Raw genomic sequence first — 21,708 nt, 5'->3', positions numbered from 1 at the left:
CCGATCCTCCTATACGAGTGTGCGCGCCCGGTCGCGGGCCCAGCCGTCGGCGGCGAGCACGTCGTCCACGGTACTGGGTTCGGCGGACCACTCGTGTGCGTCGTTCAGCACGGCCTCGACGGTCTGCACGATCCGCGGGAACGACAGCGTCCCCGCGAGGAAGGCCTCGGCAGCGACCTCGTTGGCCGCGTTGTAGACGGCGGTGAGGCATCCGCCGCCCACGCCCGCTTGGCGCGCGAGCCGCACGGCGGGGAAGACGTCGTCGTCGAGGGGTTCGAACTCCCAGGTGGACGCGGTCGAGAAGTCGAGTGCCGGGGCGGCGTGCGGGACGCGGTGCGGCCAGCCGAGGGCCAGCGCGATCGGCAGCTTCATCGACGGCGGCGATGCCTGGGCAAGGGTCGATCCGTCGACGAAGGTGACCATCGAGTGCACGATCGACTGCGGGTGCACCGTCACGTCGATCCGGTCGTAGTCCACACCGAAGAGCAGGTGGGTCTCGATGAGTTCGAGTCCCTTGTTGACGAGGGTCGCCGAGTTGAGGGTGTTCATCGGCCCCATCGACCAGGTGGGGTGGGCGCCGGCCTGTTCGGGCGTCACCGATTCGAGGCGATCGGCGGTCCAGCCGCGGAACGGACCGCCCGAGGCGGTGAGCACGAGACGCGCCACCTCGTCGCCGCTGCCGCCACGCAGGCACTGCGCCAGCGCGGAGTGCTCCGAGTCGACGGGCACGATCTGGCCCGGCCCCGCCGCCTTCGTGACGAGCGACCCGCCCGCGACCAGCGACTCCTTGTTCGCCAATGCGAGTCGCGCGCCGGTGCCGAGCGCCGCGAGGGTCGGTTCGAGACCGAGGGAGCCGACGAGGGCGTTGAGCACGACGTCCGCGCCGACCTCACGCACGAGTTCGGTGACGGCGGCCGGGCCGCTCCGGACCGGCAGGTCGAGCCGGGCGGCGGCGTCGGGATCGGCCACGGCGACCTCGCGGACGCCGGTCGCGCGGATCTGTTCGGCGAGTAGGTCCGTCTTGCCTCCGCCCGCGGCGAGACCGACGACTTCGAAGTCGTCGGGATTGGCGGCGATCACGTCGAGTGCCTGGGTACCGATGGAACCGGTACTGCCCAGCAGGAGCACCCGGGTGCGGGAAGAAGATCGAGTCTCGGCCACGCGAGCATTGTTCCCCACGCACCTGAACGGTTCCTGAACCGCCCGGCTTCCACCCGTCGGAACGCACCGCACGCATGCCCCGCTTCGTACGACGCGGGGTCGTATGTCACGATAAGCAGCAACAGCAGCATCTGGTGAGCAGGAGGAAACCGTGGCCGGTACCGAGTTGCAGTCCACTCGTGGTGATGTGGCGGCGGAAGTGCCGTCCGCCGAGTGGGGTTGGAGCGGGGAAGCCCCCAGGTTCTTCCGCGTCATGGCCCTGATCGTCGCGGCGTTCCTGCTGCTGATGCTCATCGGCAACCACGAAGGACACGTGGAGAGCCTGTACCTGATCGGCTCGGCGGCCCTGCTCGTGTTCATCGTCGCGCGCGACGCGGTGCGCCGGCGCCGTCTGCGCTAGTTCCACGAACGTTCGGGGCCCGTCCGGAATTCTCCGGACGGGCCCCGTCGTGTATTCGGTGCCGCCTCAGCCTTCGGCGGCGAGCTGCCCGCAGGCTGCCGCGATCTCCTGGCCACGCGTGTCGCGCACGGTGCACGACACGCCCTGGGCCTGCACGCGCCGCACGAACTCGCGTTCGACGTCCTTCGGGCTGGCGTCCCACTCGCTGCCCGGTGTGGGGTTCAGTGGGATCAAGTTGACGTGCACGAGCGACCCGAGCGCCTTGTGGAGCTTCTTGCCGAGCATGTCGGCGCGCCACGGCTGGTCGTTGACGTCGCGGATGAGGGCGTACTCGATCGAGACGCGCCGGCCGGTCTTGTCGGCGTAGTATCGCGCCGCCTCGAGAACCTCGGCGACCGGCCACCTGTTGTTGACGGGGACGAGGGTGTCGCGCAGTTCGTCGTCCGGGGTGTGCAGCGACACCGCGAGGGTGACGCTCAGACCTTCGTCGGCGAGGCGCCGGATGGCCGGTGCGAGTCCCACGGTGGAGACGGTGACCGAGCGCTGCGACAGGCCGAGCCCTTCGGGGGCAGGTGAGGTGATGCGGCGCACCGCCGCGACCACGCGCTTGTAGTTCGCGAGCGGCTCCCCCATGCCCATGAACACGACGTTCGACAGCCGTCCCGGTCCGCCGGCGACGTCACCGTCGCGCAGGGCAGCGGCAGCCGCGCGCACCTGGTCGACGATCTCGGCCGTCGACAGGTTGCGGTCGAGACCGCCCTGGCCTGTCGCGCAGAACGGGCACGCCATGCCGCACCCCGCCTGGCTGGAGATGCACAGCGTGGCGCGGTCGGGATAGCGCATGAGGACGCTCTCGAGAAGGGTGCCGTCGTGCGCGCGCCACAACGTCTTGCGGGTCTCCCCTCCGTCGCACGCGATGTGCTTGACCGCGCTGAGCAGAGGCGGGAACAGCGACTCCCCCACCTTGTCGCGGACGGCGGCGGGAAGATCGGTCATCTTCGCCGGATCCGCCTCGAGCCGTCCGTAGTACTGGCGGGCGAGCTGGTCGGCACGAAAGGCCGGAAGCCCCAGTTCGCGCACCGCATCACGACGCTGATCTGCGTCGAGGTCGGCAAGATGGCGCGGCGGAAGACCACGCTTGGGCGCATCGAAGACCAGGGGCAGAGAAGAAGCCATAATCACCCATTGTCCCATGATCCGGGACGGATGGGTCGCGGTGTCGCTGTGATACTCGCCCCCCATTCCTGTGCCGGTGTCACCGCTCGGTCTCCCTCACGCCGAGTCACCCGGGCGCGGAGGGGGAATACGGGAGCATGGACATCATGACCGGTCTCGTCGCTCCCGAAGTCGCACGCTCGTGGTTGCTCGTTCCGGGCCGCTCCCCCGATCTCTTCGACGCCGCCGCCGACTCGCCCGCCGATGCGGTGGTGCTCGACCTCGAGGATGCCGTACCCGCCGCGGCCAAACCCGCCGCTCGCGACGGCATCGTGGCGTGGCTGCGCGAGGGTGGGAAGGCCTGGGTGCGGGTCAACGACGCCACCACGTCGTTCTGGGCCGACGATCTCGCCGCGCTCGCCGGCCTATCGGGCCTGCAGGGCGTCATGCTCGCGAAGGCGGAGAGCGGTCACCAGGTCGAGGCCACCGCCGACCTGCTGCCGGAGGGCACGCGCATCCTCGTGTTGATCGAGTCGGCGATGGGTCTCGAGGCGGCTCCCGAGATCGCCCGCGCGGAGGGCACCTTCCGCCTGGTCTTCGGCAGCGGCGACTTCCGGCGCGACACCGGCATGAGCGACAGCCCGATGGCGATGGCGTACGCGAGATCCCGGTTGGTCATCACAAGCCGCGCCGCGCGCCTGCCGGGACCCATCGACGGACCCACACTCAGCGACGACCCCGAGGTCCTCGAACGTGAGGCCGAGCTGACGCGCTCGATGGGGATGACCGGCAAGTTGTGCATGACCGGCGAACGCGCGTCGTACGTGAACGTGGCTCTGAGCCCGAACAGCACGGACGTGGACTGGGCGGAAGGCATCATCGACAAGCTCGGTGAGGACGGGCGCAACGTCCGCGACGGCAGCGACCTGCCGAACCTCGCGAAGGCGAAGAAGATCACCGAGCTGGCGCGGATGTTCGGTATCGGCCGGTAGCGCTGACCGGTCTCAGCTCAGTTCCAGGCCGCCGATGGGTCTGCGGCGCACGTGCAGCCGGTAGCGGACGGTGAGCGTCGTGCCGGGTGTCTCCCGGATCGCCCGGGTCGCGACGCGGGGTGCGAACTCGATGCCGAGCACCCGCTCGAGGGTCGCGCGGTCCGGGAACTCCCACAGCGTGTCGATGCGGCGCAGATCGAATCCCTGCGCCTCGAAGAACGCCTCGACCGCGGCCGGGTCGTAGTGCGGGAGGTCGTCGCGCATCCAGTCGCCGTAGGGATGGGCGGTGGCGTCGAGGTCGACGACGGCGAGCGCCCCGCCGGGACGCAGCACCCGCATGGCCTCGAGGATTCCGGCGCCGCACCCGGGGCCGAAGAAGTAGGCGGTGCGGGCGTGGACGAGATCGACCGAGGCGTCAGGCAGCGGCATGTCCGCGGCGGAGCCTTCCGTCACGGTGACCGACGGAAGACCTTTCACGCGGGTGCGGGCCGCGGCGACCAGCGGCGGGGGCGGCTCGATTCCGGTCACCGTGCGTGCGTCGGACGCGAACATCGGAAGGTGGAAACCCGAACCGCACCCGACGTCGACGACGTGGCGGCCGATCCAGTCCGCGGCCTCCCGCAGCGCCGCGTACACGGCGCCGCGGGGGTCCTGCGCGCGGTTCTCCTCCTCGTACACCTCGGGCCAGTGCCAGATGTTGGGGCTGGCGATCACACCACTTCCCGACTTCGGCGCACGAAGCTTCGACGGACGCACCATCGGCCGACTACACGAAGGCCGTGAGGATCAGCCAGGTGACGAAGGCCGACGGCAGGATCGAGTCGAGCCGGTCCATGATGCCGCCGTGACCGGGCAGCAAGGTGCCCATGTCCTTGATACCGAGGTCGCGTTTGACCTGCGACTCGATCAGATCTCCGGCCGTCGCCGTGAACACGAGCACCGCACCGAGGATCACACCGACCCACCACGGGCCGTCGAGCAGAAGCATGACCGTGAGGACGCCGACGGCGACGCACGCCACGAGCGACCCGCCGAATCCCTCCCAGGACTTCTTCGGGCTGATCGCCGGCACCATCGGGTGCTTACCGAAGAGCACGCCCGCTGCGTAGCCACCGATGTCCGACGCCACGCACACGAGCATCAGGCAGAACACGCGCTGCGCGCCCTGATCCTCGAGGACCATGAGGGTCGCGAACGACGCCAGCAGCGGCAACCAGGCGGCGACGAAGACCGCGACAGCGGTATCGCGCAGGTAGTTGCGTGGCTGCGCGACGAGACCGTGGTCGAACAGGCGCCACAGCATCGTCACGACGACCGTGCCCGCGAACGCGCCGAGCACACCCGTTGTGCCGTACGGCCACCCGAGCCAGATCATCGCCTGACCACCGGCCAGCAGCGGCAGTCTGGGGACGAGCACGTCGGCTTCACGCAGACGCTTGGTGACCTCCCAGGTCGCGATGCCGATGGCGATCGCGACGACGGCGAGCCACGCCTTCGGGGCGAACAGCAGGATCCCGATGACGAGCGCACCCAGCCCCCCGCCGACCGCGAAGGCGGCCGGCAGGTCGCGTCCCGCCCGTGAGGGTTTCTTCACCGGCTCCGACGCAGGGTCGGGGGCCGGTGCCGGGTCTGCAGGGGTGGCACCGGAGTCGGCTCCGGCACCGAGTGGAAGCTGCGGGTCGGAGGACCCGTCGGCTCGACCCACTGTCAGACCTCCATCAGTTCGGCTTCCTTGTGCTTGATCAACTCGTCGATCTGACCGACGTACTTGGCGGTCGTCTTGTCGAGTTCCTTCTCGGCGCGGTTCACATCGTCCTCGCCGGCCTCGCCCTCCTTCTGGATGCGGCCGAGTTCCTCCATCGCCTTGCGGCGGACGTTGCGCACGGCGACCTTGGCGTCCTCGCCCTTGGCCTTTGCCTGCTTGACGAGTTCGCGGCGACGCTCCTCGGTGAGCTGCGGGACCGAGATGCGGATGATGTTGCCGTCGTTGGTGGGATTGACACCGAGATCGGAGTTGCGGATGGCGGTCTCGATCGCGTTCAGCTGCGAGGCCTCGTACGGCTTGACGATGACCATGCGCGCCTCGGGAACATTGATGCTGGCGATCTGCGTGATCGGCGTGGGAGCCCCGTAGTAGTCGACGACGATGCGGTTGAACATGCCCGGGTTCGCGCGGCCGGTCCGGATGCCACCCAGATCGTCCCGGGCCACCGTGACGGCCTTCTCCATCTTCTCTTCTGCTTCGAAGAGGGCTTCATCGATCACGGCAGTTCCTCCATGTTCCGTTGTCCGTTCATGACCGTACGAGTGTTCCGATCTTCTCACCGGCGATGGCTCGGGCGATATTGCCCTTGGTCAGCAGATTGAAGACCATGATCGGCATGGCGTTGTCCATGCACAGGCTGAAGGCGGTCGCGTCGGCGACCTTGAGGCCCTGTTCGATGACCTCGCGATGGGTGATCTCCTCGAACAGCACCGCATCCGGGTTCGTGCGGGGATCGTCGGAATAGACACCGTCCACGGCCTTCGCCATGAGGACGACCTCGGCGCCGATCTCGAGTGCGCGCTGCGCGGCGGTGGTGTCGGTGGAGAAGTACGGCATGCCCATGCCGGCACCGAAGATGACCACACGCCCCTTCTCGAGGTGGCGGCGCGCACGCAGCGGCAGGTAGGGCTCGGCGACCTGCCCCATCGTGATGGCGGTCTGGACGCGGGTGTCGATGCCTTCCTTCTCCAGGAAGTCCTGCAGCGCAAGGGAGTTCATGACCGTGCCGAGCATGCCCATGTAGTCGGATCGCGCGCGTTCGAGACCGCGCTGCTGGAGTTCGGCGCCGCGGAAGAAGTTGCCGCCACCGATCACGACCGCGACCTCGGCGCCACCGCGCACGACCTCCGCGATCTGCTGGGCCACCGTCGTCACCACGTCCGGGTCGAGTCCGACCTTGCCGCCGCCGAACATCTCGCCGCCGAGCTTGAGCAGTACCCGGCGGAATCCGGGCCGATCGTGGGCGTGGTCGGACATGACTCTCCTCTGGTTGCGCATGAATCGGCCCTTATCATCCTGCCTCATCCGCTCGCGGGAACCGAGATCGGGCGGATAGACACGCCACACCTGTCACCGCGCAGCACGCGCGGGCGCCTCCGGGCCCCGAGGCGGCGTGGCCCGACACACCTCGACCCCGCCGGTAGCAGCACCGACGGGGTCGTGGAGTGGAAGAACTAGCTGGCGCCGACCTCGAAACGCACGAAGCGGACAACGTTCGCGCCGGCCTCGTCGAGGATCGCCTTGACGGTCTTCTTCGAGTCCGTCACGGACGCCTGCTCGAGCAGGACGACATCCTTGAAGTAGCCGTTGACGCGGCCTTCGACGATCTTCGGCAGAGCCTGCTCCGGCTTGCCCTCGGCCTTGGCGGTCTCCTCGGCGATACGACGCTCGTTGGCGACGATGTCCTCGGGAACCTCGTCACGGGTGACGTACTTGGCCTTCAGAGCGGCGATCTGCATGGCGGCAGCGCGAGCGGCCTCTGCAGCAGCGTCGCCCTCACCGGTGTACTCGACGAGCACGCCGACGGACGGCGGCAGGTCGGAAGCACGCTTGTGCAGGTAGACGGCGGTCTGACCGTCGAAAGCGGCAACGCGACGCAGCTCGAGCTTCTCGCCGATCTTCGCGGACAGCTCCTGGACGAGGGCGTCGACGGTCTTGCCGTCGGCCTCGACGGCCTTGAGCGCCTCGACGTCGTTCGCGCGGGCCTGTGCGGCAGCGGTGACGACCTTGTCGGCGAGAGCCTGGAACTCGTCGTTCTTGGCGACGAAGTCGGTCTCGGAGTTCAGCTCGACGAGAACGCCGTCCTTGGCGACGACGAGGCCTTCGGCGGTGGAGCGCTCGGCGCGCTTGCCCACGTCCTTGGCACCCTTGATGCGCAGCTGCTCGACGGCCTTGTCGAAGTCGCCGTCGTTGTCGGCGAGAGCGTTCTTGCAGTCCAGCATTCCGGAGCCGGTGAGCTCACGGAGACGCTTGACGTCGGCGGCGGTGTAGTTCGCCATGGAAGCGAGCCTCCTGTGTCTGTGGTGGAAAAGTCTCTGGGGGCGGCCCTGTCGCGCGGATGAGCTCGGGCCGCGATGCGACGGCCCCGACCAGGATCTCTCGATCGGAAGGTCGGGGCCGGGCAACGAATCAGGCCTCGGGGGCCGCGTCTGCTGCGGGGGCTACGTCCGCTGCGGGCGCCTCGGCGTCGGCGGCGGGGGTAGCCTGCGCGAGCAGCTCCTGCTCCCACTCTGCGAGAGGCTCGGCACCGGCCTCGGGCTTGGCCTCCGCGTCGCTGCTCTTGCCGGCGCGGGCCTGCAGGCCCTCGGCGACAGCGGAAGCGACGACCTTGGTCAGCAACGCCGCGGAACGGATCGCGTCGTCGTTGCCCGGGATCGGGTAGTCCACGAGGTCCGGATCGCAGTTGGTGTCGAGGATGGCGATGACCGGGATGTTCAGCTTGCGGGCCTCACCGACGGCGATGTGCTCCTTGTTGGTGTCGACGACCCAGATCGCCGACGGAACCTTCGCCATGTCGCGGATGCCGCCGAGGGTGCGCTCCAGCTTGTTCTTCTCACGCGTGAGCATGAGGATTTCCTTCTTGGTGCGTCCCTCGAAGCCGCCGGTCTGCTCCATCGACTCGAGCTCCTTCAGGCGCTGCAGGCGCTTGTGAACGGTCGAGAAGTTGGTGAGCATGCCGCCGAGCCAGCGCTGGTTCACGTAGGGCATGCCCACGCGGGTGGCCTCTTCGGCGATGGATTCCTGAGCCTGCTTCTTGGTGCCGACGAACAGCACGGTTCCACCGTGAGCGACGGTCTCCTTGACGAACTCGTACGCCTTGTCGATGTACGTCAGGGTCTGCTGCAGGTCGATGATGTAGATGCCGTTGCGGTCGGTGAAGATGAACCGCTTCATCTTCGGGTTCCAGCGACGGGTCTGGTGTCCGAAGTGGGCGCCGCTGTCGAGCAGCTGCCGCATAGTCACAACAGGCATGCCTGTTTCTCTCTTTCGTGTCGGTTTCCGCGGTGGATCTTCCGATCCCCGCCCTGGCGCCCACATGCCCGTCGAACCCTTGCGGGACCGGCCGACGGCCATTTCCGATGCGGCCCGAAGAAACGGGTCGGCATCGATGCGCGGACGCGCGAAGTCGATCTGCGTATACAGACCGCCCGACAAGTGTACGCGGAGCAGGCGCGGATCCCTAACCGGGAGTCACCGGACCTGTGGACGGATCCGGAGTTGTCCACAGATCGCGTCGCCCCCCTGGTGCGCAGCGACTCCGATTCACGAGGCTGGCGGGCATGCTCCTCACCGCTCCCCTCCGGTCGCTCGCCGTCGTGATCGCCGCGGTCGTCGTGCTCACCGCTGCGCCGGGACCCGGATCGGCCGACGCCGGACGGTTCGTGTGGCCGCTCGATCCCCGGCCGGTCGTGAGCCGGCAGTTCGACCCGCCCGAGCAGAACTGGCTCCCCGGTCACCGCGGTGTCGACCTCGACGCACACGTGGGGCAGACCGTCGTGGCCGCCGGTGACGGCGTCGTCGCGTTCGCCGGTGTCGTGGCCGGGAAGCCTGTGGTCTCCGTCGATCACGAGGGCGGGCTGCGCACCACCTACGAGCCGGTGGAGGCGGCGGTCGCCGCGGGTCGCCGGGTGACGAGGGGCGATCCCATCGGCACCGTCGTCGCCGGTCACGATGGCTGCGCCTCCCCCGCATGCCTGCACTGGGGACTCCGACGCGGCCGCGACGACTATCTCGACCCGCTGCCCCTCGTCGAGCGCCCGGTGATCCGCCTGCTGCCGGTATGAGACGTCCCGGGGCCCGTGCGCCCCGCCTGGCGCACGGCGTGTCGACCCGACTAGCGCCCCGCGTGTCGACCCGACAGTGCAGGGAAGTCGTCGGCGACCATCGCGGCGAGTTCGACGAACGCCGTGCGTGTCGCGGGGCGGAGGCGTTCGAGATCGATCTCGGCTCCCTCGGCGAGATGCTCGTCGAAGGGCAGCACCTTCACCGCCCGGCACCGCGCGAGGAAATGCGCGGTCAGCGCGTCCATGTCGATGCTCGCCGCACCCGGGCGCGGCGAGCTGATCACCACGACCGTGCGTTCGACCAGGTCGGAGTAGCCGTGCGCCTGCAGCCAGTCGAGGGTCGCCGCCGCACTGCGGGCCGCGTCGACCGCAGGTGAGGCGACGAGGACGAGGGTGTTCGCCAGGTCCAGCACGCCCCGCATAACCGATTGCATGATCCCGGTCCCGCAGTCGGTGAGGATCACGTTGTAGTAGACCTGCAGAATGCCGACGACGCGGCGGTAGTCCTCCTCGCTGAACGCTTGGGAGGCAGCGGGATCGCGTTCGCTCGCGAGCACTTCGAGCCGGCTCGGCGCCTGGGAGGTGTGGGCACGCACGTCCGAGTACCGGCGGATGTTCGACGCGTTCGCGAGCAGGTCCCGCACCGTCGAGGTGGTCTGCTGCGGAATTCTCTGCCCGAGGGTGCCGAAGTCCGGATTCGCGTCGACGGCGATGACGCAGTCGCCGCGCAGCGACGCGAACGTCGACCCGAGCCCGACGGTCGTGGTGGTCTTTCCCACCCCGCCCTTCAGCGACAGCACCGCGATCCGGTAGTCGCCCGGGATCGGCTGGCGGATCCGGGCGACGAGCTCCTCGCGGCGCTCACTGCCTCCTCCGTCGAGCCTGCCGCCGGTCAGCCGGTCGACCCGCTCCCGCCACCGCCGCGTGGAACGTCGTGACCTGCGGACGAGCACTCCCGACGCGAGGTCGACATTCGACGGCTGATGGTCGAACCGCTGGGCCTCGTGTTGCAGGTCGTCGACCGGAGCGTCCGTTCGCGCCGGTAGCGGGCCCGAGACCTCGGGTTCGACCGGTCCAAGAGCGACCTCCGTAGTCTCCGGGCCCGACACCTCAGGTGCAGGTGCAGGTGCAGGTGCAGGTGCCACAGTGTCGGGCTGCGTCTCCATGGCTTCGGGTGCCGCTTCCGAGAAGACGGGCTCAGGCTCGGGTTCGGTCACGGCTTCCGGAACCACCGCATCGGTCGCTGCCGAGACCGCCGCCTCGGGCTCCGACGATGGGAGCACCGGATTCTCGGGTCGCGCCGGTTTGTGCGCGACGAGCGGTTCGGACGCCTCCGGCTCCGGGTCGTCTGCGCTGATCCGGGGCCGCAACGCCATGCCGAGAGGCACGGAGGCCGTCATCTCGATCGGAGCGGAGGCAGTGGGCGGAATCGCACCGTCGCCAGGCGAAGTGGAGGAGCCGAGCGTCTCGGCGACTCTGGCCGCGCGGCGGAGGCCGCGGCGCGCGTGGTCGGTTCCGGATTCCGGTGGGTCCTGCAGCCAGGCGGGCACGGCAGGACCCGGTTCGTTGCGTCTCATCTGTTCCCCCGATTCGATGGTGCCGGCGCACGCTATCAAACCGGGACGGCTTCTCGGGCAGGCCGATCAGGCGCGGGGATGAGCCTGATCGTGCGCGGCGCGCAGACGCGCCACCGACACGTGGGTGTAGAGCTGCGTGGTGGCCAGACTCGAATGGCCCAGCACCTCCTGGACCACGCGCAGGTCCGCTCCCCCTTCGAGCAGGTGCGTCGCAGCACTGTGCCGCAGGCCGTGCGGTGCGAGGTCGGGTGCGCCCGGCACCGACGAGACGGCGTCGTGCACCACAGACCGGACCTGCCGCTGATCGATCCGGCCACCACGCTTGCCCAGCAGCAGCGCCGCACCCGACGACGGTCGTGCGAGATGCGGGCGTCCGTGACGCAGCCACGCGTCGAGCGCCTCTGCCGCGGGACCTCCGTAGGGAATGATCCGTTCCTTGTCGCCCTTGCCGAGAACCCGGACGACCCGCCGCTCGGCGTCGACGTCGTCGATGTCGACCGCGCACAGCTCACCGACCCGGATTCCGGTGGCATAGAGCAGCTCGACGATCACCCGGTCACGCAGTGCGACGGGATCGAGTTCACGCGCACCGGATTTCGCGGCCTCCATGATCTCCAGTGCCTGGTCGTCGCGGAGCACGGCGGGCAGGGAGCGGTGCGGACGTGGCGAGACCAGACGCGTCGCCGGATCGGCGTCGAGTCGGCGGGTGCGTACGAGCCATGCCGTGAAGACGCGTGCCGACGAGGTGCGCCGCGCGAGCGTGGTGCGGGCCGCTCCCGCCGCCACCATCCCGGCGAGCCAGGATCGCAGCAGATCGAGGTCGAGGTCGGTGATGCGCGCATCGGGATTCCGGTCGGCGAGGTGCTGCAACAGCGAACGGATGTCGGCGCGATAGGCGCGGATCGTGTGTTCCGAGCGGTTGCCTTCGAGGCGGAGGTGGTCGACGAAGTCCTCGAGGTGCACGTCCAGCGTCGCGGGGAGCATGTCGGATTCCTTGCCTCGCATGGGTCTACCGTGCGGCACGACCGCCTCGGGTGCAACGGCCCGCGCCGACTAAGGTGCTTTCGTGAACAAGACGATCCCGGTACCGATGTTGTGCGCCCTGGCGTTGCTGTCGGCGATCGCGCCGCTCGCCACGGACATGTACCTCCCGGGACTTCCCGTCATGGCGGAGAGCCTGGGCAGTTCGACCGTCGGCGTCCAGCTCACACTCACGACGTTCATGGCGGGTCTCGGACTCGGCCAGCTGCTCGTGGGTCCCCTGTCGGACGGCTGGGGCCGTCGACGGCTGATCCTCGCCGGCACGATCGTCCTGGCGGTGAGCAGCGCGATCTGCGCGATGGCACCCACCGTCGAGATCCTGATCGCTGCGCGTCTGGTCCAGGGCTTCAGCGGCGGCACCGGCATCGTCCTCGCCCGGGCGGTCATCGCCGACCGGGCGCGAGGCAATCAGGCCGCCAAGCTGTTCAGCCTGATGATGATCATCGGTGGCATCGCGCCCGTCGCCGCTCCTCTGCTCGGTGGTGTGCTGCTTGGACCGATCGGATGGCGCGGCATCTTCTGGGTGCTCACGGGCCTGGCCGTCCTGATGGCCGTCGGCGCCTTCGCGTTCGTCCCGGAGACCCTGCCGCCGGAGGAGCGGCACGGCGGCGGTCTGAAGACGATGGCCGGCAACTTCGGGTACGTCCTCCGGCAGCGACGCTTCGTGGGTTACGCCGCCGCGATGGCCCTGGGCTTCGGCGCCATGTTCTCGTACATCTCGGCCTCGCCGTTCGTCACCCAGAACATCCTCGGTCTGAGCCCCGGCCAGTTCTCGATGGTGTTCGCCGTGAACTCGGCCGGTCTCGTGCTGGCCAATGCCGTCAACCCCCGCCTCATCGGCCGGTTCGAGGTGCGGACACTGCTGCTCTTCGGTGTGACCACCATGTTCACGGCGGGCGCCCTGCTGTTGCTGACGATGGTCGTCGTCGGCTACGTCGCGGCGCTGATCCTGCCGCTGCTGTTCGTCGCGATCAGCATGATGGGCCTGACGCTGGGCAACGCCACCGCGCTGGCCCAGTCGCAGGTCCCGAAGGCGGCCGGTACGGGCTCCGCCGTGATCGGCGCCTCCCAGTTCGGTCTCGCCGCCGTGGTCTCCCCCCTCGTCGGGCTCGGCGGCGAAGGCACAGGTATCCCGATGGCCGTCGCCATCGTCGTGTGCTCGGGACTCGCGCTCACCTCCGCTGCGGTGCTGGCGCGTGACTCGGCCGCGGTGCCGGCGCGCGAGTCCTCGAGCTGACGCGAACCGCCGCCGTCAGTTGCTCTCGACGGCCGCCAGTTCGCTCTTCCATACGCGGAAGCCCTCCTCGGTGCGTCCGCGACGCCAGTAACCCGAGATCGACGCGCGTGCCGGCGGTACGGCCCGTTCCTTCCGCAGGTACGGCCGGATGTGCTTCATGACGGCCTCGGCCTCACCGTGCACGAAGACCTGCACGTCGCCGCCCGGCCAGGGCAGGGCCTTCACCGCTGCGACGAGCGGCGAGTTGCCGTCGATCAGGTCGGCACCGGCGTCACCGGCCGCGACACCGCGATGGAGCCACGTGATGTCCACACCCGCCGGCGCGTCGAGTTTCAGTTCGTCGCCTGGACCGATGACCTCCAGGAAGACCGCGCCCCGCGCGTCGGCGGGCAGGTCCTCGAGCGCAGTCGCGATCGCAGGGATCGCGGTCTCGTCGCCGGCGAGCAGATGGAAGTCGGCGGAGCGATCGGGCCGGTATCCCGCGCCGGGTCCCCGCACCACGACCTGCGTGCCCGGTTGCACCGAGTGAGCCCACGGCCCCGCGACACCCTCGTCGCCGTGCACGACGAAGTCGATCCAGATCTCCCCGGCGTCCGGGTCCACGCGCCGGACGGTGTAGGTGCGGACGACCGTCTCGTCCCCCGCGGGCAGCTCGATCTTCACGTAGCTGTCGGTCTCCGCACGGGCCTGGAACTCGCCGAAGCCGTCTCCGCCGAGCACCACGCGGACGAAGTGCTCGCCGATCGCCTCGGTCCGCAGAACCGTGAGTGTCGTCCCCATGGGCGCTTTCCGTGCCACCGAACCTCCTATTAGGGTTACCTATCTCGCGTCACCGTACTCTGTCGCGGGGTGCGGCGGGGAGGTCACGATCGGCGAGGCTCTAGGCTCGAGAACATGAGCACCACCGCGGCCGACATCGCCACATGGATGACCGACATCATCACCACCGAACGCAGGGTCACCCAGACCGACATGGTCGACGCGATCGAGGCCAAGTTCGGCTCCGAGTGGATCTACGTGAACGACAACGGCCACCCCTCGATCGACCGCGCCGTCCTCAAGGAGTTCCGCAAGGCCCACCGCGGTGCCGTGAAATGGGACCGCGAGGACCGCGCTTGGTACGTCGAGGACGAGCCGACCGCCGACACCTCGGCCGAGTAGGCGGTCCTCCTCCGAATTCACCCTCGCGCGTCCCCGCGAAACGTCTCGGAGTCTGTGAACATACGGTCACGACTCCTTCGCGCGACCGTCTCCGGCACCGCCGGGCGGATCGGCGCGTCGGCGGCAGGTCGGAGGGCGCCGGGTGGACATCGAGAACGTGCGGGAACCTACCGTTCCCGCTCGCGAACTGGCGACGATCTGTGTGCTGGCGATCGTGGCCGGCGCCGTCATCGGCGTCGTCGGCGGGGCCTTCCGCTGGTGCCTGGAACGGCTCGAGCGATGGCGGATCCACACCGCGGAGTGGGCGCACGAACTTCCCGGTCCGGGATGGCTCGTGCCGGTGGGAATCACGATCCTTGGCGCTCTGCTCGCAGCGCTGATCGTCCGGATGGTCCCCCTCGCCTCGGGTAGCGGAATCCAGCACGTCGAAGCCGTCGACCGCGGGCAGGCCGAGCCCCCACCTCTGTCGGTGCTGCCCTCCAGATTCGTCGGGGCGCTCCTGTCGATCGGGTCGGGTCTCGTCCTGGGACGGGAGGGCCCGATCGTGCACATGGGTGCCGCGGTGGGCGCCGAGACCGCACGCTGCGCCCGGCGTCCCGAGCACGAACGTCTGCTGCAGACCTCGGTGTCCGGTGCCGGACTCGCGGTCGCGTTCAATGCCCCGATCGGCGGTGCGCTGTTCGTCTTCGAGGAGGTCACCGGCAGCTTCCGTTTCCGCACGGTCGTACCCGTCGTCCTGTCGGTGGCCGCCGCGGTGGTGTGCTCGCGGACGATCGTCGGCGACACCCCCGACTTCGCCGTGGACCCCATCGCTCCCCCGTCGATCGTCCTGCTGCCCGTGTTCGTGGTGTTCGGTCTGCTCACCGGACTGCTCGGCGCGGCCTACAACCGGATGGTCCTGGGCTCGCTGAGCGTGGTGGAGTCGGTCCGGTCGCTCTCCCCGGTGATGAAGGCTGCAATCATCGGCGGACTCGTCGGGTTGTTGTCCGTGGTCGCACCGTGGGCCGGCGGTGGCGGCGACTCCCTCGTCCAGCACGTGGTGAGCGGTGGTGCGCTCGCACTGCCGGTGGTCGCCTGGTACGTCCTGCTGCGGTTCGTCGCCGGCCCGCTGTCGTACGCGGCCGGGACACCGGGCGGACTGTTCGCGCCGCTCCTCGCACTGGGCGCTCTCTGGGGTCTGTTGTGCGCCGGGATCTGTACCGCGATCGTCCCCGGGATCGGGTCGTCCCTGGCCGTGCCGATGGCCATCGCGGGGATGGCCGCTCTCTTCGGCGCGTCGGTGCGGGCCCCGATCACCGGAGTCGTCCTCGTCGTGGAGATGACCGCGGCGACGGGAGTGACGGTCCCGATGCTCGCCGCGACGATCTGCGCCGTCGTCGTGGCGTATTCCACGCGGGTCCCGCCCATCTACGACAGCCTGCGCGACCGCATGTTCGGCCCCCCTCCCGACCGGGGGTAGACCGCCCCGGGCGTCGATCCGCCGTCACGTCCGCCGCCACCCTCCGTCCGTCACCACCACCAGACCGTCGAGTTCGAGCAGGGGCAGCGCCGCCCGCACCCGCTCGATCGGCAGCCCCGCGGACTCGGCCACCATCGCCGGATCACAGACATCCGACGCCGGAAGCGCCTCGTAGACCAGGGCCATGTCGCCCGACAATCCGTCCAGGTCGCGGCGGAACAGGCCGTCGAGGTCGTCGTCCCCGCCCGCCAGCAGCGGACCGCACTCCTCGACGACGTCGCGCGCCGCGCCCACCAGACGCGCCTCGCCCTCCCTGATCATGCGGTGACAGCCCTGCGAGGCCGCCGAGGTCACCGGTCCGGGCACCGCCATGACAGGCCGCCCGAGTCGTCGCGCCCACGCCGCGGTGTTGCGCGCCCCGCTGCGCCAGCCCGCCTCGACGACGACCGTGCCGGCGGACAACCCCGCGATCAGCCGGTTGCGGGCGAGGAACCGGTACCGCGCCGGAGTCGTGCCCGGGGGATACTCGCTCACCACCAGACCCGATTCGGAGATCCGCCGCAACATCGTCGCGTGTGCCGCCGGATACGCCCGGTCGACACCGCAGGCCAGGATCGCGACGGTGGTGCCACCCACCCCGAGCGCCGCGCGGTGTGCGGCCGCGTCGACGCCGAAGGCCGCGCCGGACACGACCGTCCATCCGTCGGCGGCGAGATCCCCGGCGATCTCGGCGGTGACGTGCTCCCCGTAACCGCTCGCGGCGCGGGTCCCGACGATGCCGATCGCGCGTTCGGCGAGGTCGTCGATCCGCCGGCTCCCCCACACCCACAGCGCGAGGGGTGGCCCTTCGGCGTCGGTCGCGGTGTCGAGAGTGCCGAAGCCGAGCATCTGCCAGGCAGGCCATTCGTCGTCGTCGGGCGTGACCAGTCGCCCGCCGGCCCGTCCCAAACGATCGAGATCCCGTGCCGCGGTATCGAGGTGTGCCCGCACCGAGTACCGCGACGAGAGTTCGTCGAGGCCCGCACCCGACCGGATGGCGGCTGCCACCTCGAGTACACCCTCCGCTTCCACTGCCGCCGACAACGAACGCGACGCACCCTGTGCGACGGTCGACAGATAGGCCCAGGCCAGGCGCCGTTCGTCGCCGTGCCCGCTCATGCGACACCCCGATCCCGGAAGTCGAGTGCGGCAGCGACGTGCGTCGCCGTCGGCGAATCAGAACCGTCGAGGTCGCTCAGCGTCCACGCGACCCGCAGTGCCCGATCCGCTCCTCGCGCGGTGATGGCGCCCTTGCGCAGCGCCCATTCGACGGGTTCGAGCGCAGCACGTGGAAGACGGAACTTCTGCCGGAGAGCCGGCCCGGGCACCTCGGCGTTGGTGGCCCAGCCGTGCTCGGCCCACCGCTCGCGTGCCGCGGCTCTCGCCCGGGCGACACGCGCCCGTACGTCGTCGGTGCTCTCGCCGGTCTCCCCCATCAACGCGCTGGTCGCGACGGCTTGCATCCGGACCCGCAGGTCGACGCGGTCGAGGAGCGGGCCCGACAGACGCCCCAGATAGCGGCGACGTGCGGTCGGCGCACACACGCAGTCGGCGTCGCGTGGTGGTGCGCACGGGCACGGGTTGGCGGCGAGGATCAGCTGGAAGCGGGCCGGATATCGCGCGACACCGTCCCGGCGGGCGATGCGCACCTCCCCGTCCTCGAGCGGCGTCCGCAGCGCTTCGAGTGTCTTCGTCCCCATCTCGGCGACCTCGTCGAGGAACAGCACGCCACGGTGTGCCCGGCTCACCGCGCCGGGTTTCGCCATGCCGGTACCGCCTCCGATCAGCGAACTCACCGACGCCGTGTGATGGGGCGCGATGAAGGGCGGCTCCGTCACGAGCGGCCGGTCGCTGGTGAGGGTGCCCGCCACCGAATGGATGGCCGTCACCTCGAGGGCGTGACTTTCGTCCAGGTCCGGCAGGATCCCCGGAAGTCGCTGCGCGAGCATTGTTTTCCCGATTCCCGGCGGGCCGGTCAACATCAGGTGGTGCGCGCCGGCCGCAGCGACCTCGATCGCGCGACGCGCTTCGTGCTGGCCGACCACTTCGCTGAGATCGCCGCGCACCGCCCGCGGTGGCAGCGCGCGCGGATCGGGCCGTTCGAGCGGACCGTCGCCCTGGAGCCAGAGCACCAACTCGCGCAGTGTCTCGGCGCCGTAGACGTCGATGCCGTCGACGAGCGCCGCTTCGGTCATCGTCGCGGTCGGCACCACCACGCGCGCCCAGCCGTGTTTCTTCGCCGTGAGCACGGCGGGCAGCACACCGCGCACCGGCCTGACGCGCCCGTCGAGCGCGAGTTCGCCGAGCAGCACCGTCCGGGAGACGGCCTCGGTCGGCACGACATCCGCTGCGTCGAGCACCGCGCACGCCAGTCCGAGATCGTAGACACTGCCGACCTTCGGCAGCGTGGCCGGCGACAGTGCGAGCACGACCTTCGAATCCGGCCACTTGGCACCGGAATTCGACACGGCGGCGCGCACCCGGTCGCGCGACTCCTGGAGCGCGGTGTCGGGCAGCCCGACCATCGTCACGCCCGGCAGACCTCGCCCGATGTCGGCTTCGATCTCGACGACCTGCCCGTCGATCCCGGAGACGGCGACCGACCAGGCACGGCCGAGCGCCATCAGAGGACCTGCTTGCGATGGGTGATCTCCGGGGCGTGTCCCCGCGCGAGCAGGACGGTGACCACATCGACGCGGATGTGCGACCAGCGGCGCGTCTGCTCGGACAACCACAGTCCGGCGAGGCGACGGATCCTTTCGGCCTTCGCGGGCGTCACCGCCTCGGCGGGGGTGCCGTAGCCGGTGCCGGTGCGGGTCTTGACCTCGACGAAGACGACGGACGCGCCGTCCTGTGCGATGAGATCGAGTTCGCCGTATCGGCTGCGCCAGTTCCGTTCGAGCACGACCATGCCGGTCGACTCGAGGTATTCGGCGGCAAGATCCTCGCCTCGCGCGCCCAGATCCCGGTTGTGTGATGTCCGATTGGTCCCCTGCATGCCCCCACTGTGGAGGACCGGGACACGCGGAATCGGGGTCCGAGCACGAAGATCGGGGAAACTGTGGATGAGTGCGGTGCCTGTGCACAACGGCGGGCGACGAGCCACGGAGAACGGCTCGGTGTCGGCGCCCCGGCTAGGATGCGGCCGCTGTGCGCAGGGTCATCCCCGAGGGCGTCAGCCCAGCTTGTCGGGCAGTCTCAGTTCGGGCTTGTCGAGCTCTTCGATGTTGACGTCCTTGAAGGTGATGACACGGACGTGCTTGACGAAGCGGGCGGGACGGTACATGTCCCACACCCAGGCGTCGGACATGCGCACTTCGAAGTACACTTCGCCGTTGGCGTTGTGCGGCAGCAATTCCACCGCGTTCGCCAGGTAGAACCGGCGTTCGGTCTCCACGACGTACGCGAACTGACCGACGATGTCCCGGTACTCCCTGTACAGCGAGAGTTCCATCTCGGTTTCGTACTTCTCGAGATCCTCGGCACTCATCGGTCTCGGTGTCCTCCCAGTCTGGTGTGTCCTGCAATCATCCCGCATCCGCCTCGTCGGTGAACAATCGACGCCCCAGGTCGTCTGCATACGATCGACGAACCAGGTCGTCGGCGAACAGCCGACGTCGCACTGCGGGCACTCCGCACACCGAGCGCACATTGGCCCACGACCGCCGGTGCTGCGGTGACGGGCCGTGCTCGGCCAACGCCGCCATGTGCGTCGGAGTGCTGTAGCCCTTGTGTACTGCGAAACCGTACTCCGGTAGCTCGCCGTCGAGGTCGACCATCATGCGATCGCGTGTGACCTTCGCGAGCACGCTGGCCGCCGCGATGCACGCGGCCGCCGCGTCGCCGCCGATCACGGGCAGCGACGGCGCGGGCAGTCCGGGCACCCGGAAGCCGTCGGTCAGCACGTAACCGGGCGGAGTCGACAGACCTGCCACCGCGCGTCGCATGCCTTCGATGTTGGCGACGTGGATGCCGATCGCGTCGACCTCCTCCGCGGGGATCACCACCACGCTCCACGCCCGGGCGCGTCGCACGATCACCGAGTACAACTCCTCGCGGATGCGTTCGGTGAGCTTCTTCGAATCGTCGAGCCGGTCGAGCGACGCGTGCGGCCGGTCGCCGAGCACGCACGCGGCGACGACGAGCGGCCCGGCGCAGGCACCGCGGCCGGCTTCGTCGACCCCCGCTACCGGACCGAGACCGCACCGCGCGAGCGCGGACTCCATGGTGCGCAGTCCGGAGGAGCGACGGATCACGGGTCGAGGTGGCCAAGCAGTCACGAGGGAAGGATCTCCGGTGAGTCGATGAGGCCCCATCTGCCGGGAGGCAGCACGATGAAGCGGGCTTTTCCGATGACATTGTCCAGCGGGATAGAGCCCTGGTGCTCGTCCCCGACGTGGTAGCGCGAGTCGGCCGAGTTACTGCGGTTGTCGCCCATCACCCAGACGTGGCCCTCGGGCACGGTGACGGGCCCGAAGCAACGCCCGGAGGGGACCTCGGTCTCGCAGGTGACGACACCCGGGGTGAACGGGAAGTCCATGGTCACGTACGGCTCGTCGAGCGGGACACCGTCGACGAGGACACGGCCCTGGTCGTCGCAGCATTCCACCGTCTGCCCGCCGGTCGCGATCACGCGCTTGACGAGGTCGTTCTCGTCCGGCGGCACGACGCCGACGAGCGAACCGATCTCCTGCAGTCCCCGCACGACGACGTTGTCGGAACGGGTCGAGGTGTAGCCGGCCGACCACGAGTCGGGGCCTTCGAAGACGATGACGTCGCCGGGACGGGGGTCGGTGAAGCGGTATCCCACCTTCTCGACGACGATGCGGTCGCCGGTGCAGCCCGGGCAGCCGTGCAGTGTCGGCTCCATCGACTCCGAGGGGATGAGATAGACCCGCGCCACGAAGGTCTGCAGCAGGAAGCTCAGGGCCAGTGCGACGACGACCAGGATCGGCAGTTCACGCCAGAACGACTTCTGCTTCTTCGCCTTCGGGGCGGTGTCCTTCGCTGCGGGGTCCTCGCGCCGGTGGTGTGCACCGTCGGCTCGATCGCTCCGAGCCGAACCTCGAACATCGTTGCGGTTCACATCCGGTCGAGCCGGATCGTGCGGGGAATCTGCCACCTCGACAGACTAGCGTCTGCGGCACGGCGGCCCGCCGAGGACGACCGTCGACCGGACGGGAGAGGGACAGACCGCTGCCCACAACGACGACGACCCGGCCGGGACGGAAGTCCGGGCCGGGTCGTCGGATGCTGTATCGAGTGGCTCGGGAGCCGTGCCGAGCAGCCCGAGGGGCTGGTCAGCGGCCGAAGATCAGCGCTTCTCCTTGATCTTGGCAGCCTTGCCGCGCAGCTCACGCAGGTAGTAGAGCTTCGCGCGACGGACGTCGCCACGGGTCAGCACGTCGATCTTGGCGAGGTTGGGGCTGTGGACCGGGAAGGTGCGCTCCACGCCGACGCCGAAGGAAACCTTGCGGACGGTGAAGGTCTCGCGGATGCCGCCGCCCTGACGCCGGATCACGACGCCCTTGAAGACCTGCACACGCTCCTTGCTGCCCTCGATGACCTTGACGTGCACGTCGAGAGTGTCGCCGGGACGGAAGTCCGGGATGTCGTCGCGCAGCGACTTGGCGTCCAGAAAGTCCAGGGTGTTCATC

24 protein-coding genes are annotated in these 21,708 nt (G+C 69.4%); 6 read left to right on the top strand and 18 right to left on the bottom strand.

Going from position 1 to position 21,708, the window contains the following annotated elements; genetic code table 11:
- Positions 1–9 precede the first annotated feature (9 nt).
- Positions 10–1,161 (bottom strand): 1-deoxy-D-xylulose-5-phosphate reductoisomerase, encoded by a 1,152-nt coding sequence (dxr, locus tag IM25_RS15225; protein ID WP_033096510.1) that lies wholly within the window; start codon positions 1,159–1,161, stop codon positions 10–12.
- Positions 1,162–1,312: 151 nt separating this feature from the next.
- Here dxr and IM25_RS15220 point away from each other — a divergent pair, with 151 nt between their 5' ends.
- Complete coding sequence (locus IM25_RS15220; protein WP_006550982.1) at positions 1,313–1,561, top strand: DUF2631 domain-containing protein; 249 nt, start codon at positions 1,313–1,315, stop codon at positions 1,559–1,561.
- Between the two features lie 66 nt (positions 1,562–1,627).
- On the opposite strand, the gene rlmN is transcribed toward IM25_RS15220, so the two are convergent.
- Positions 1,628–2,737 carry a 23S rRNA (adenine(2503)-C(2))-methyltransferase RlmN gene (rlmN, locus tag IM25_RS15215; RefSeq protein WP_006550981.1) on the bottom strand — a complete coding sequence of 370 codons (1,110 nt, stop codon included), beginning with the start codon at positions 2,735–2,737 and terminating at the stop codon, positions 1,628–1,630.
- A 137-nt stretch (positions 2,738–2,874) separates the two neighbouring features.
- Between rlmN and IM25_RS15210 the strand changes: the two genes are divergently transcribed.
- Positions 2,875–3,708, top strand: a complete 834-nt coding sequence (locus tag IM25_RS15210) for an HpcH/HpaI aldolase/citrate lyase family protein (protein WP_033096509.1) — start codon at positions 2,875–2,877, stop codon at positions 3,706–3,708.
- Between the two features lie 12 nt (positions 3,709–3,720).
- Here IM25_RS15210 and IM25_RS15205 read toward each other — a convergent pair whose 3' ends face one another.
- The 6 genes from IM25_RS15205 to rpsB form a co-directional block, all read right to left on the bottom strand.
- Positions 3,721–4,467, bottom strand: coding sequence for a class I SAM-dependent methyltransferase (locus IM25_RS15205; protein WP_065996152.1), 747 nt, complete (start codon positions 4,465–4,467; stop codon positions 3,721–3,723).
- A gap of 7 nt (positions 4,468–4,474) precedes the next feature.
- Positions 4,475–5,413, bottom strand: coding sequence for a phosphatidate cytidylyltransferase (locus IM25_RS15200; protein WP_006550978.1), 939 nt, complete (start codon positions 5,411–5,413; stop codon positions 4,475–4,477).
- 2 nt (positions 5,414–5,415) lie between these two features.
- A complete protein-coding gene (gene frr, locus IM25_RS15195) occupies positions 5,416–5,973 on the bottom strand; it encodes a ribosome recycling factor (RefSeq protein ID WP_006550977.1) in 558 nt (185 codons plus the stop codon).
- A 28-nt stretch (positions 5,974–6,001) separates the two neighbouring features.
- Positions 6,002–6,730, bottom strand: coding sequence for a UMP kinase (gene pyrH / locus IM25_RS15190; RefSeq protein ID WP_006550976.1), 729 nt, complete (start codon positions 6,728–6,730; stop codon positions 6,002–6,004).
- A gap of 197 nt (positions 6,731–6,927) precedes the next feature.
- Complete coding sequence (gene tsf / locus IM25_RS15185; protein WP_006550975.1) at positions 6,928–7,752, bottom strand: translation elongation factor Ts; 825 nt, start codon at positions 7,750–7,752, stop codon at positions 6,928–6,930.
- Positions 7,753–7,882: 130 nt separating this feature from the next.
- Positions 7,883–8,725: a 30S ribosomal protein S2 gene (gene rpsB / locus IM25_RS15180; RefSeq protein ID WP_024100637.1), complete on the bottom strand. Its 843-nt coding sequence runs from the start codon at positions 8,723–8,725 to the stop codon at positions 7,883–7,885.
- Between the two features lie 308 nt (positions 8,726–9,033).
- Here rpsB and IM25_RS15175 point away from each other — a divergent pair, with 308 nt between their 5' ends.
- Positions 9,034–9,537, top strand: a complete 504-nt coding sequence (locus IM25_RS15175; protein ID WP_006550973.1) for a M23 family metallopeptidase — start codon at positions 9,034–9,036, stop codon at positions 9,535–9,537.
- 50 nt (positions 9,538–9,587) lie between these two features.
- Here the strand turns inward: IM25_RS15175 and IM25_RS15170 are convergent, their stop codons facing one another.
- Both IM25_RS15170 and IM25_RS15165 read right to left on the bottom strand, forming a co-directional pair.
- Positions 9,588–11,114: a MinD/ParA family ATP-binding protein gene (locus IM25_RS15170; protein ID WP_033096507.1), complete on the bottom strand. Its 1,527-nt coding sequence runs from the start codon at positions 11,112–11,114 to the stop codon at positions 9,588–9,590.
- Positions 11,115–11,180: 66 nt separating this feature from the next.
- Positions 11,181–12,119, bottom strand: coding sequence for a tyrosine recombinase XerC (locus IM25_RS15165; RefSeq protein WP_033096506.1), 939 nt, complete (start codon positions 12,117–12,119; stop codon positions 11,181–11,183).
- 85 nt (positions 12,120–12,204) lie between these two features.
- Here IM25_RS15165 and IM25_RS15160 point away from each other — a divergent pair, with 85 nt between their 5' ends.
- Entirely contained in the window at positions 12,205–13,392 is a 1,188-nt protein-coding gene (locus tag IM25_RS15160) for a multidrug effflux MFS transporter (RefSeq protein ID WP_065996534.1), read from the top strand.
- A gap of 15 nt (positions 13,393–13,407) precedes the next feature.
- Here the strand turns inward: IM25_RS15160 and IM25_RS15155 are convergent, their stop codons facing one another.
- The gene (locus tag IM25_RS15155; protein ID WP_033096505.1) at positions 13,408–14,172 is read right to left on the bottom strand and encodes a siderophore-interacting protein; all 765 of its coding nucleotides are present in this window, start codon (positions 14,170–14,172) and stop codon (positions 13,408–13,410) included.
- 114 nt (positions 14,173–14,286) lie between these two features.
- On the opposite strand from IM25_RS15155, the gene IM25_RS15150 reads away from it, so the two are divergent.
- Together IM25_RS15150 and IM25_RS15145 are read left to right on the top strand one after the other, a co-directional pair.
- Entirely contained in the window at positions 14,287–14,553 is a 267-nt protein-coding gene (locus IM25_RS15150; RefSeq protein ID WP_006550968.1) for a DUF6953 family protein, read from the top strand.
- Positions 14,554–14,695: 142 nt separating this feature from the next.
- Positions 14,696–16,012: a ClC family H(+)/Cl(-) exchange transporter gene (locus tag IM25_RS15145; protein WP_065996151.1), complete on the top strand. Its 1,317-nt coding sequence runs from the start codon at positions 14,696–14,698 to the stop codon at positions 16,010–16,012.
- Between the two features lie 24 nt (positions 16,013–16,036).
- On the opposite strand, the gene dprA is transcribed toward IM25_RS15145, so the two are convergent.
- From dprA to rplS, 7 genes are all read right to left on the bottom strand, one after another.
- Positions 16,037–17,170 (bottom strand): DNA-processing protein DprA, encoded by a 1,134-nt coding sequence (gene dprA / locus IM25_RS15140; protein WP_033096503.1) that lies wholly within the window; start codon positions 17,168–17,170, stop codon positions 16,037–16,039.
- Positions 17,167–18,675, bottom strand: coding sequence for a YifB family Mg chelatase-like AAA ATPase (locus IM25_RS15135; RefSeq protein ID WP_065996150.1), 1,509 nt, complete (start codon positions 18,673–18,675; stop codon positions 17,167–17,169). Before IM25_RS15135 ends, dprA begins: the two co-directional genes overlap by 4 nt.
- Complete coding sequence (locus IM25_RS15130) at positions 18,675–19,049, bottom strand: YraN family protein (protein ID WP_006550964.1); 375 nt, start codon at positions 19,047–19,049, stop codon at positions 18,675–18,677. Before IM25_RS15130 ends, IM25_RS15135 begins: the two co-directional genes overlap by 1 nt.
- Positions 19,050–19,226: 177 nt before the next feature.
- A complete protein-coding gene (locus IM25_RS15125) occupies positions 19,227–19,541 on the bottom strand; it encodes a DUF2469 domain-containing protein (RefSeq protein WP_006550963.1) in 315 nt (104 codons plus the stop codon).
- A 37-nt stretch (positions 19,542–19,578) separates the two neighbouring features.
- Positions 19,579–20,331: a ribonuclease HII gene (locus tag IM25_RS15120; RefSeq protein WP_024100630.1), complete on the bottom strand. Its 753-nt coding sequence runs from the start codon at positions 20,329–20,331 to the stop codon at positions 19,579–19,581.
- Complete coding sequence (gene lepB / locus IM25_RS15115) at positions 20,328–21,137, bottom strand: signal peptidase I (RefSeq protein ID WP_006550961.1); 810 nt, start codon at positions 21,135–21,137, stop codon at positions 20,328–20,330. The genes IM25_RS15120 and lepB overlap by 4 nt, the downstream gene beginning before the upstream one ends.
- A gap of 228 nt (positions 21,138–21,365) precedes the next feature.
- Positions 21,366–21,707 carry a 50S ribosomal protein L19 gene (gene rplS / locus IM25_RS15110; RefSeq protein WP_006550960.1) on the bottom strand — a complete coding sequence of 114 codons (342 nt, stop codon included), beginning with the start codon at positions 21,705–21,707 and terminating at the stop codon, positions 21,366–21,368.
- Position 21,708: the final 1 nt, after the last annotated feature.

This window comes from Rhodococcus sp. p52 (genome assembly GCF_000763325.2).
In the GTDB taxonomy this organism is placed as follows: Bacteria; Actinomycetota; Actinomycetes; order Mycobacteriales; family Mycobacteriaceae; genus Rhodococcus; species Rhodococcus pyridinivorans.
This window is presented reverse-complemented; position numbering and strand designations above follow the sequence as displayed.

Excerpts from the sequence above, each read along its gene's own strand:
- rlmN (WP_006550981.1), bottom strand. The coding sequence starts at position 2,737 with ATGGCTTCTTCTCTGCCCCTGGTCTTCGATGCGCCCAAGCGTGGTCTT.
- IM25_RS15210 (WP_033096509.1), top strand. The coding sequence starts at position 2,875 with ATGGACATCATGACCGGTCTCGTCGCTCCCGAAGTCGCACGCTCGTGG.
- IM25_RS15205 (WP_065996152.1), bottom strand. The coding sequence starts at position 4,467 with ATGGTGCGTCCGTCGAAGCTTCGTGCGCCGAAGTCGGGAAGTGGTGTG.
- pyrH (WP_006550976.1), bottom strand. The coding sequence starts at position 6,730 with ATGTCCGACCACGCCCACGATCGGCCCGGATTCCGCCGGGTACTGCTC.
- tsf (WP_006550975.1), bottom strand. The coding sequence starts at position 7,752 with ATGGCGAACTACACCGCCGCCGACGTCAAGCGTCTCCGTGAGCTCACC.
- rpsB (WP_024100637.1), bottom strand. The coding sequence starts at position 8,725 with ATGCCTGTTGTGACTATGCGGCAGCTGCTCGACAGCGGCGCCCACTTC.
- IM25_RS15175 (WP_006550973.1), top strand. The coding sequence starts at position 9,034 with ATGCTCCTCACCGCTCCCCTCCGGTCGCTCGCCGTCGTGATCGCCGCG.
- IM25_RS15170 (WP_033096507.1), bottom strand. The coding sequence starts at position 11,114 with ATGAGACGCAACGAACCGGGTCCTGCCGTGCCCGCCTGGCTGCAGGAC.
- IM25_RS15165 (WP_033096506.1), bottom strand. The coding sequence starts at position 12,119 with ATGCGAGGCAAGGAATCCGACATGCTCCCCGCGACGCTGGACGTGCAC.
- IM25_RS15160 (WP_065996534.1), top strand. The coding sequence starts at position 12,205 with ATGTTGTGCGCCCTGGCGTTGCTGTCGGCGATCGCGCCGCTCGCCACG.
- IM25_RS15155 (WP_033096505.1), bottom strand. The coding sequence starts at position 14,172 with ATGGGGACGACACTCACGGTTCTGCGGACCGAGGCGATCGGCGAGCAC.
- IM25_RS15150 (WP_006550968.1), top strand. The coding sequence starts at position 14,287 with ATGAGCACCACCGCGGCCGACATCGCCACATGGATGACCGACATCATC.
- dprA (WP_033096503.1), bottom strand. The coding sequence starts at position 17,170 with ATGAGCGGGCACGGCGACGAACGGCGCCTGGCCTGGGCCTATCTGTCG.
- IM25_RS15135 (WP_065996150.1), bottom strand. The coding sequence starts at position 18,675 with ATGGCGCTCGGCCGTGCCTGGTCGGTCGCCGTCTCCGGGATCGACGGG.
- IM25_RS15130 (WP_006550964.1), bottom strand. The coding sequence starts at position 19,049 with ATGCAGGGGACCAATCGGACATCACACAACCGGGATCTGGGCGCGCGA.
- IM25_RS15125 (WP_006550963.1), bottom strand. The coding sequence starts at position 19,541 with ATGAGTGCCGAGGATCTCGAGAAGTACGAAACCGAGATGGAACTCTCG.
- rplS (WP_006550960.1), bottom strand. The coding sequence starts at position 21,707 with ATGAACACCCTGGACTTTCTGGACGCCAAGTCGCTGCGCGACGACATC.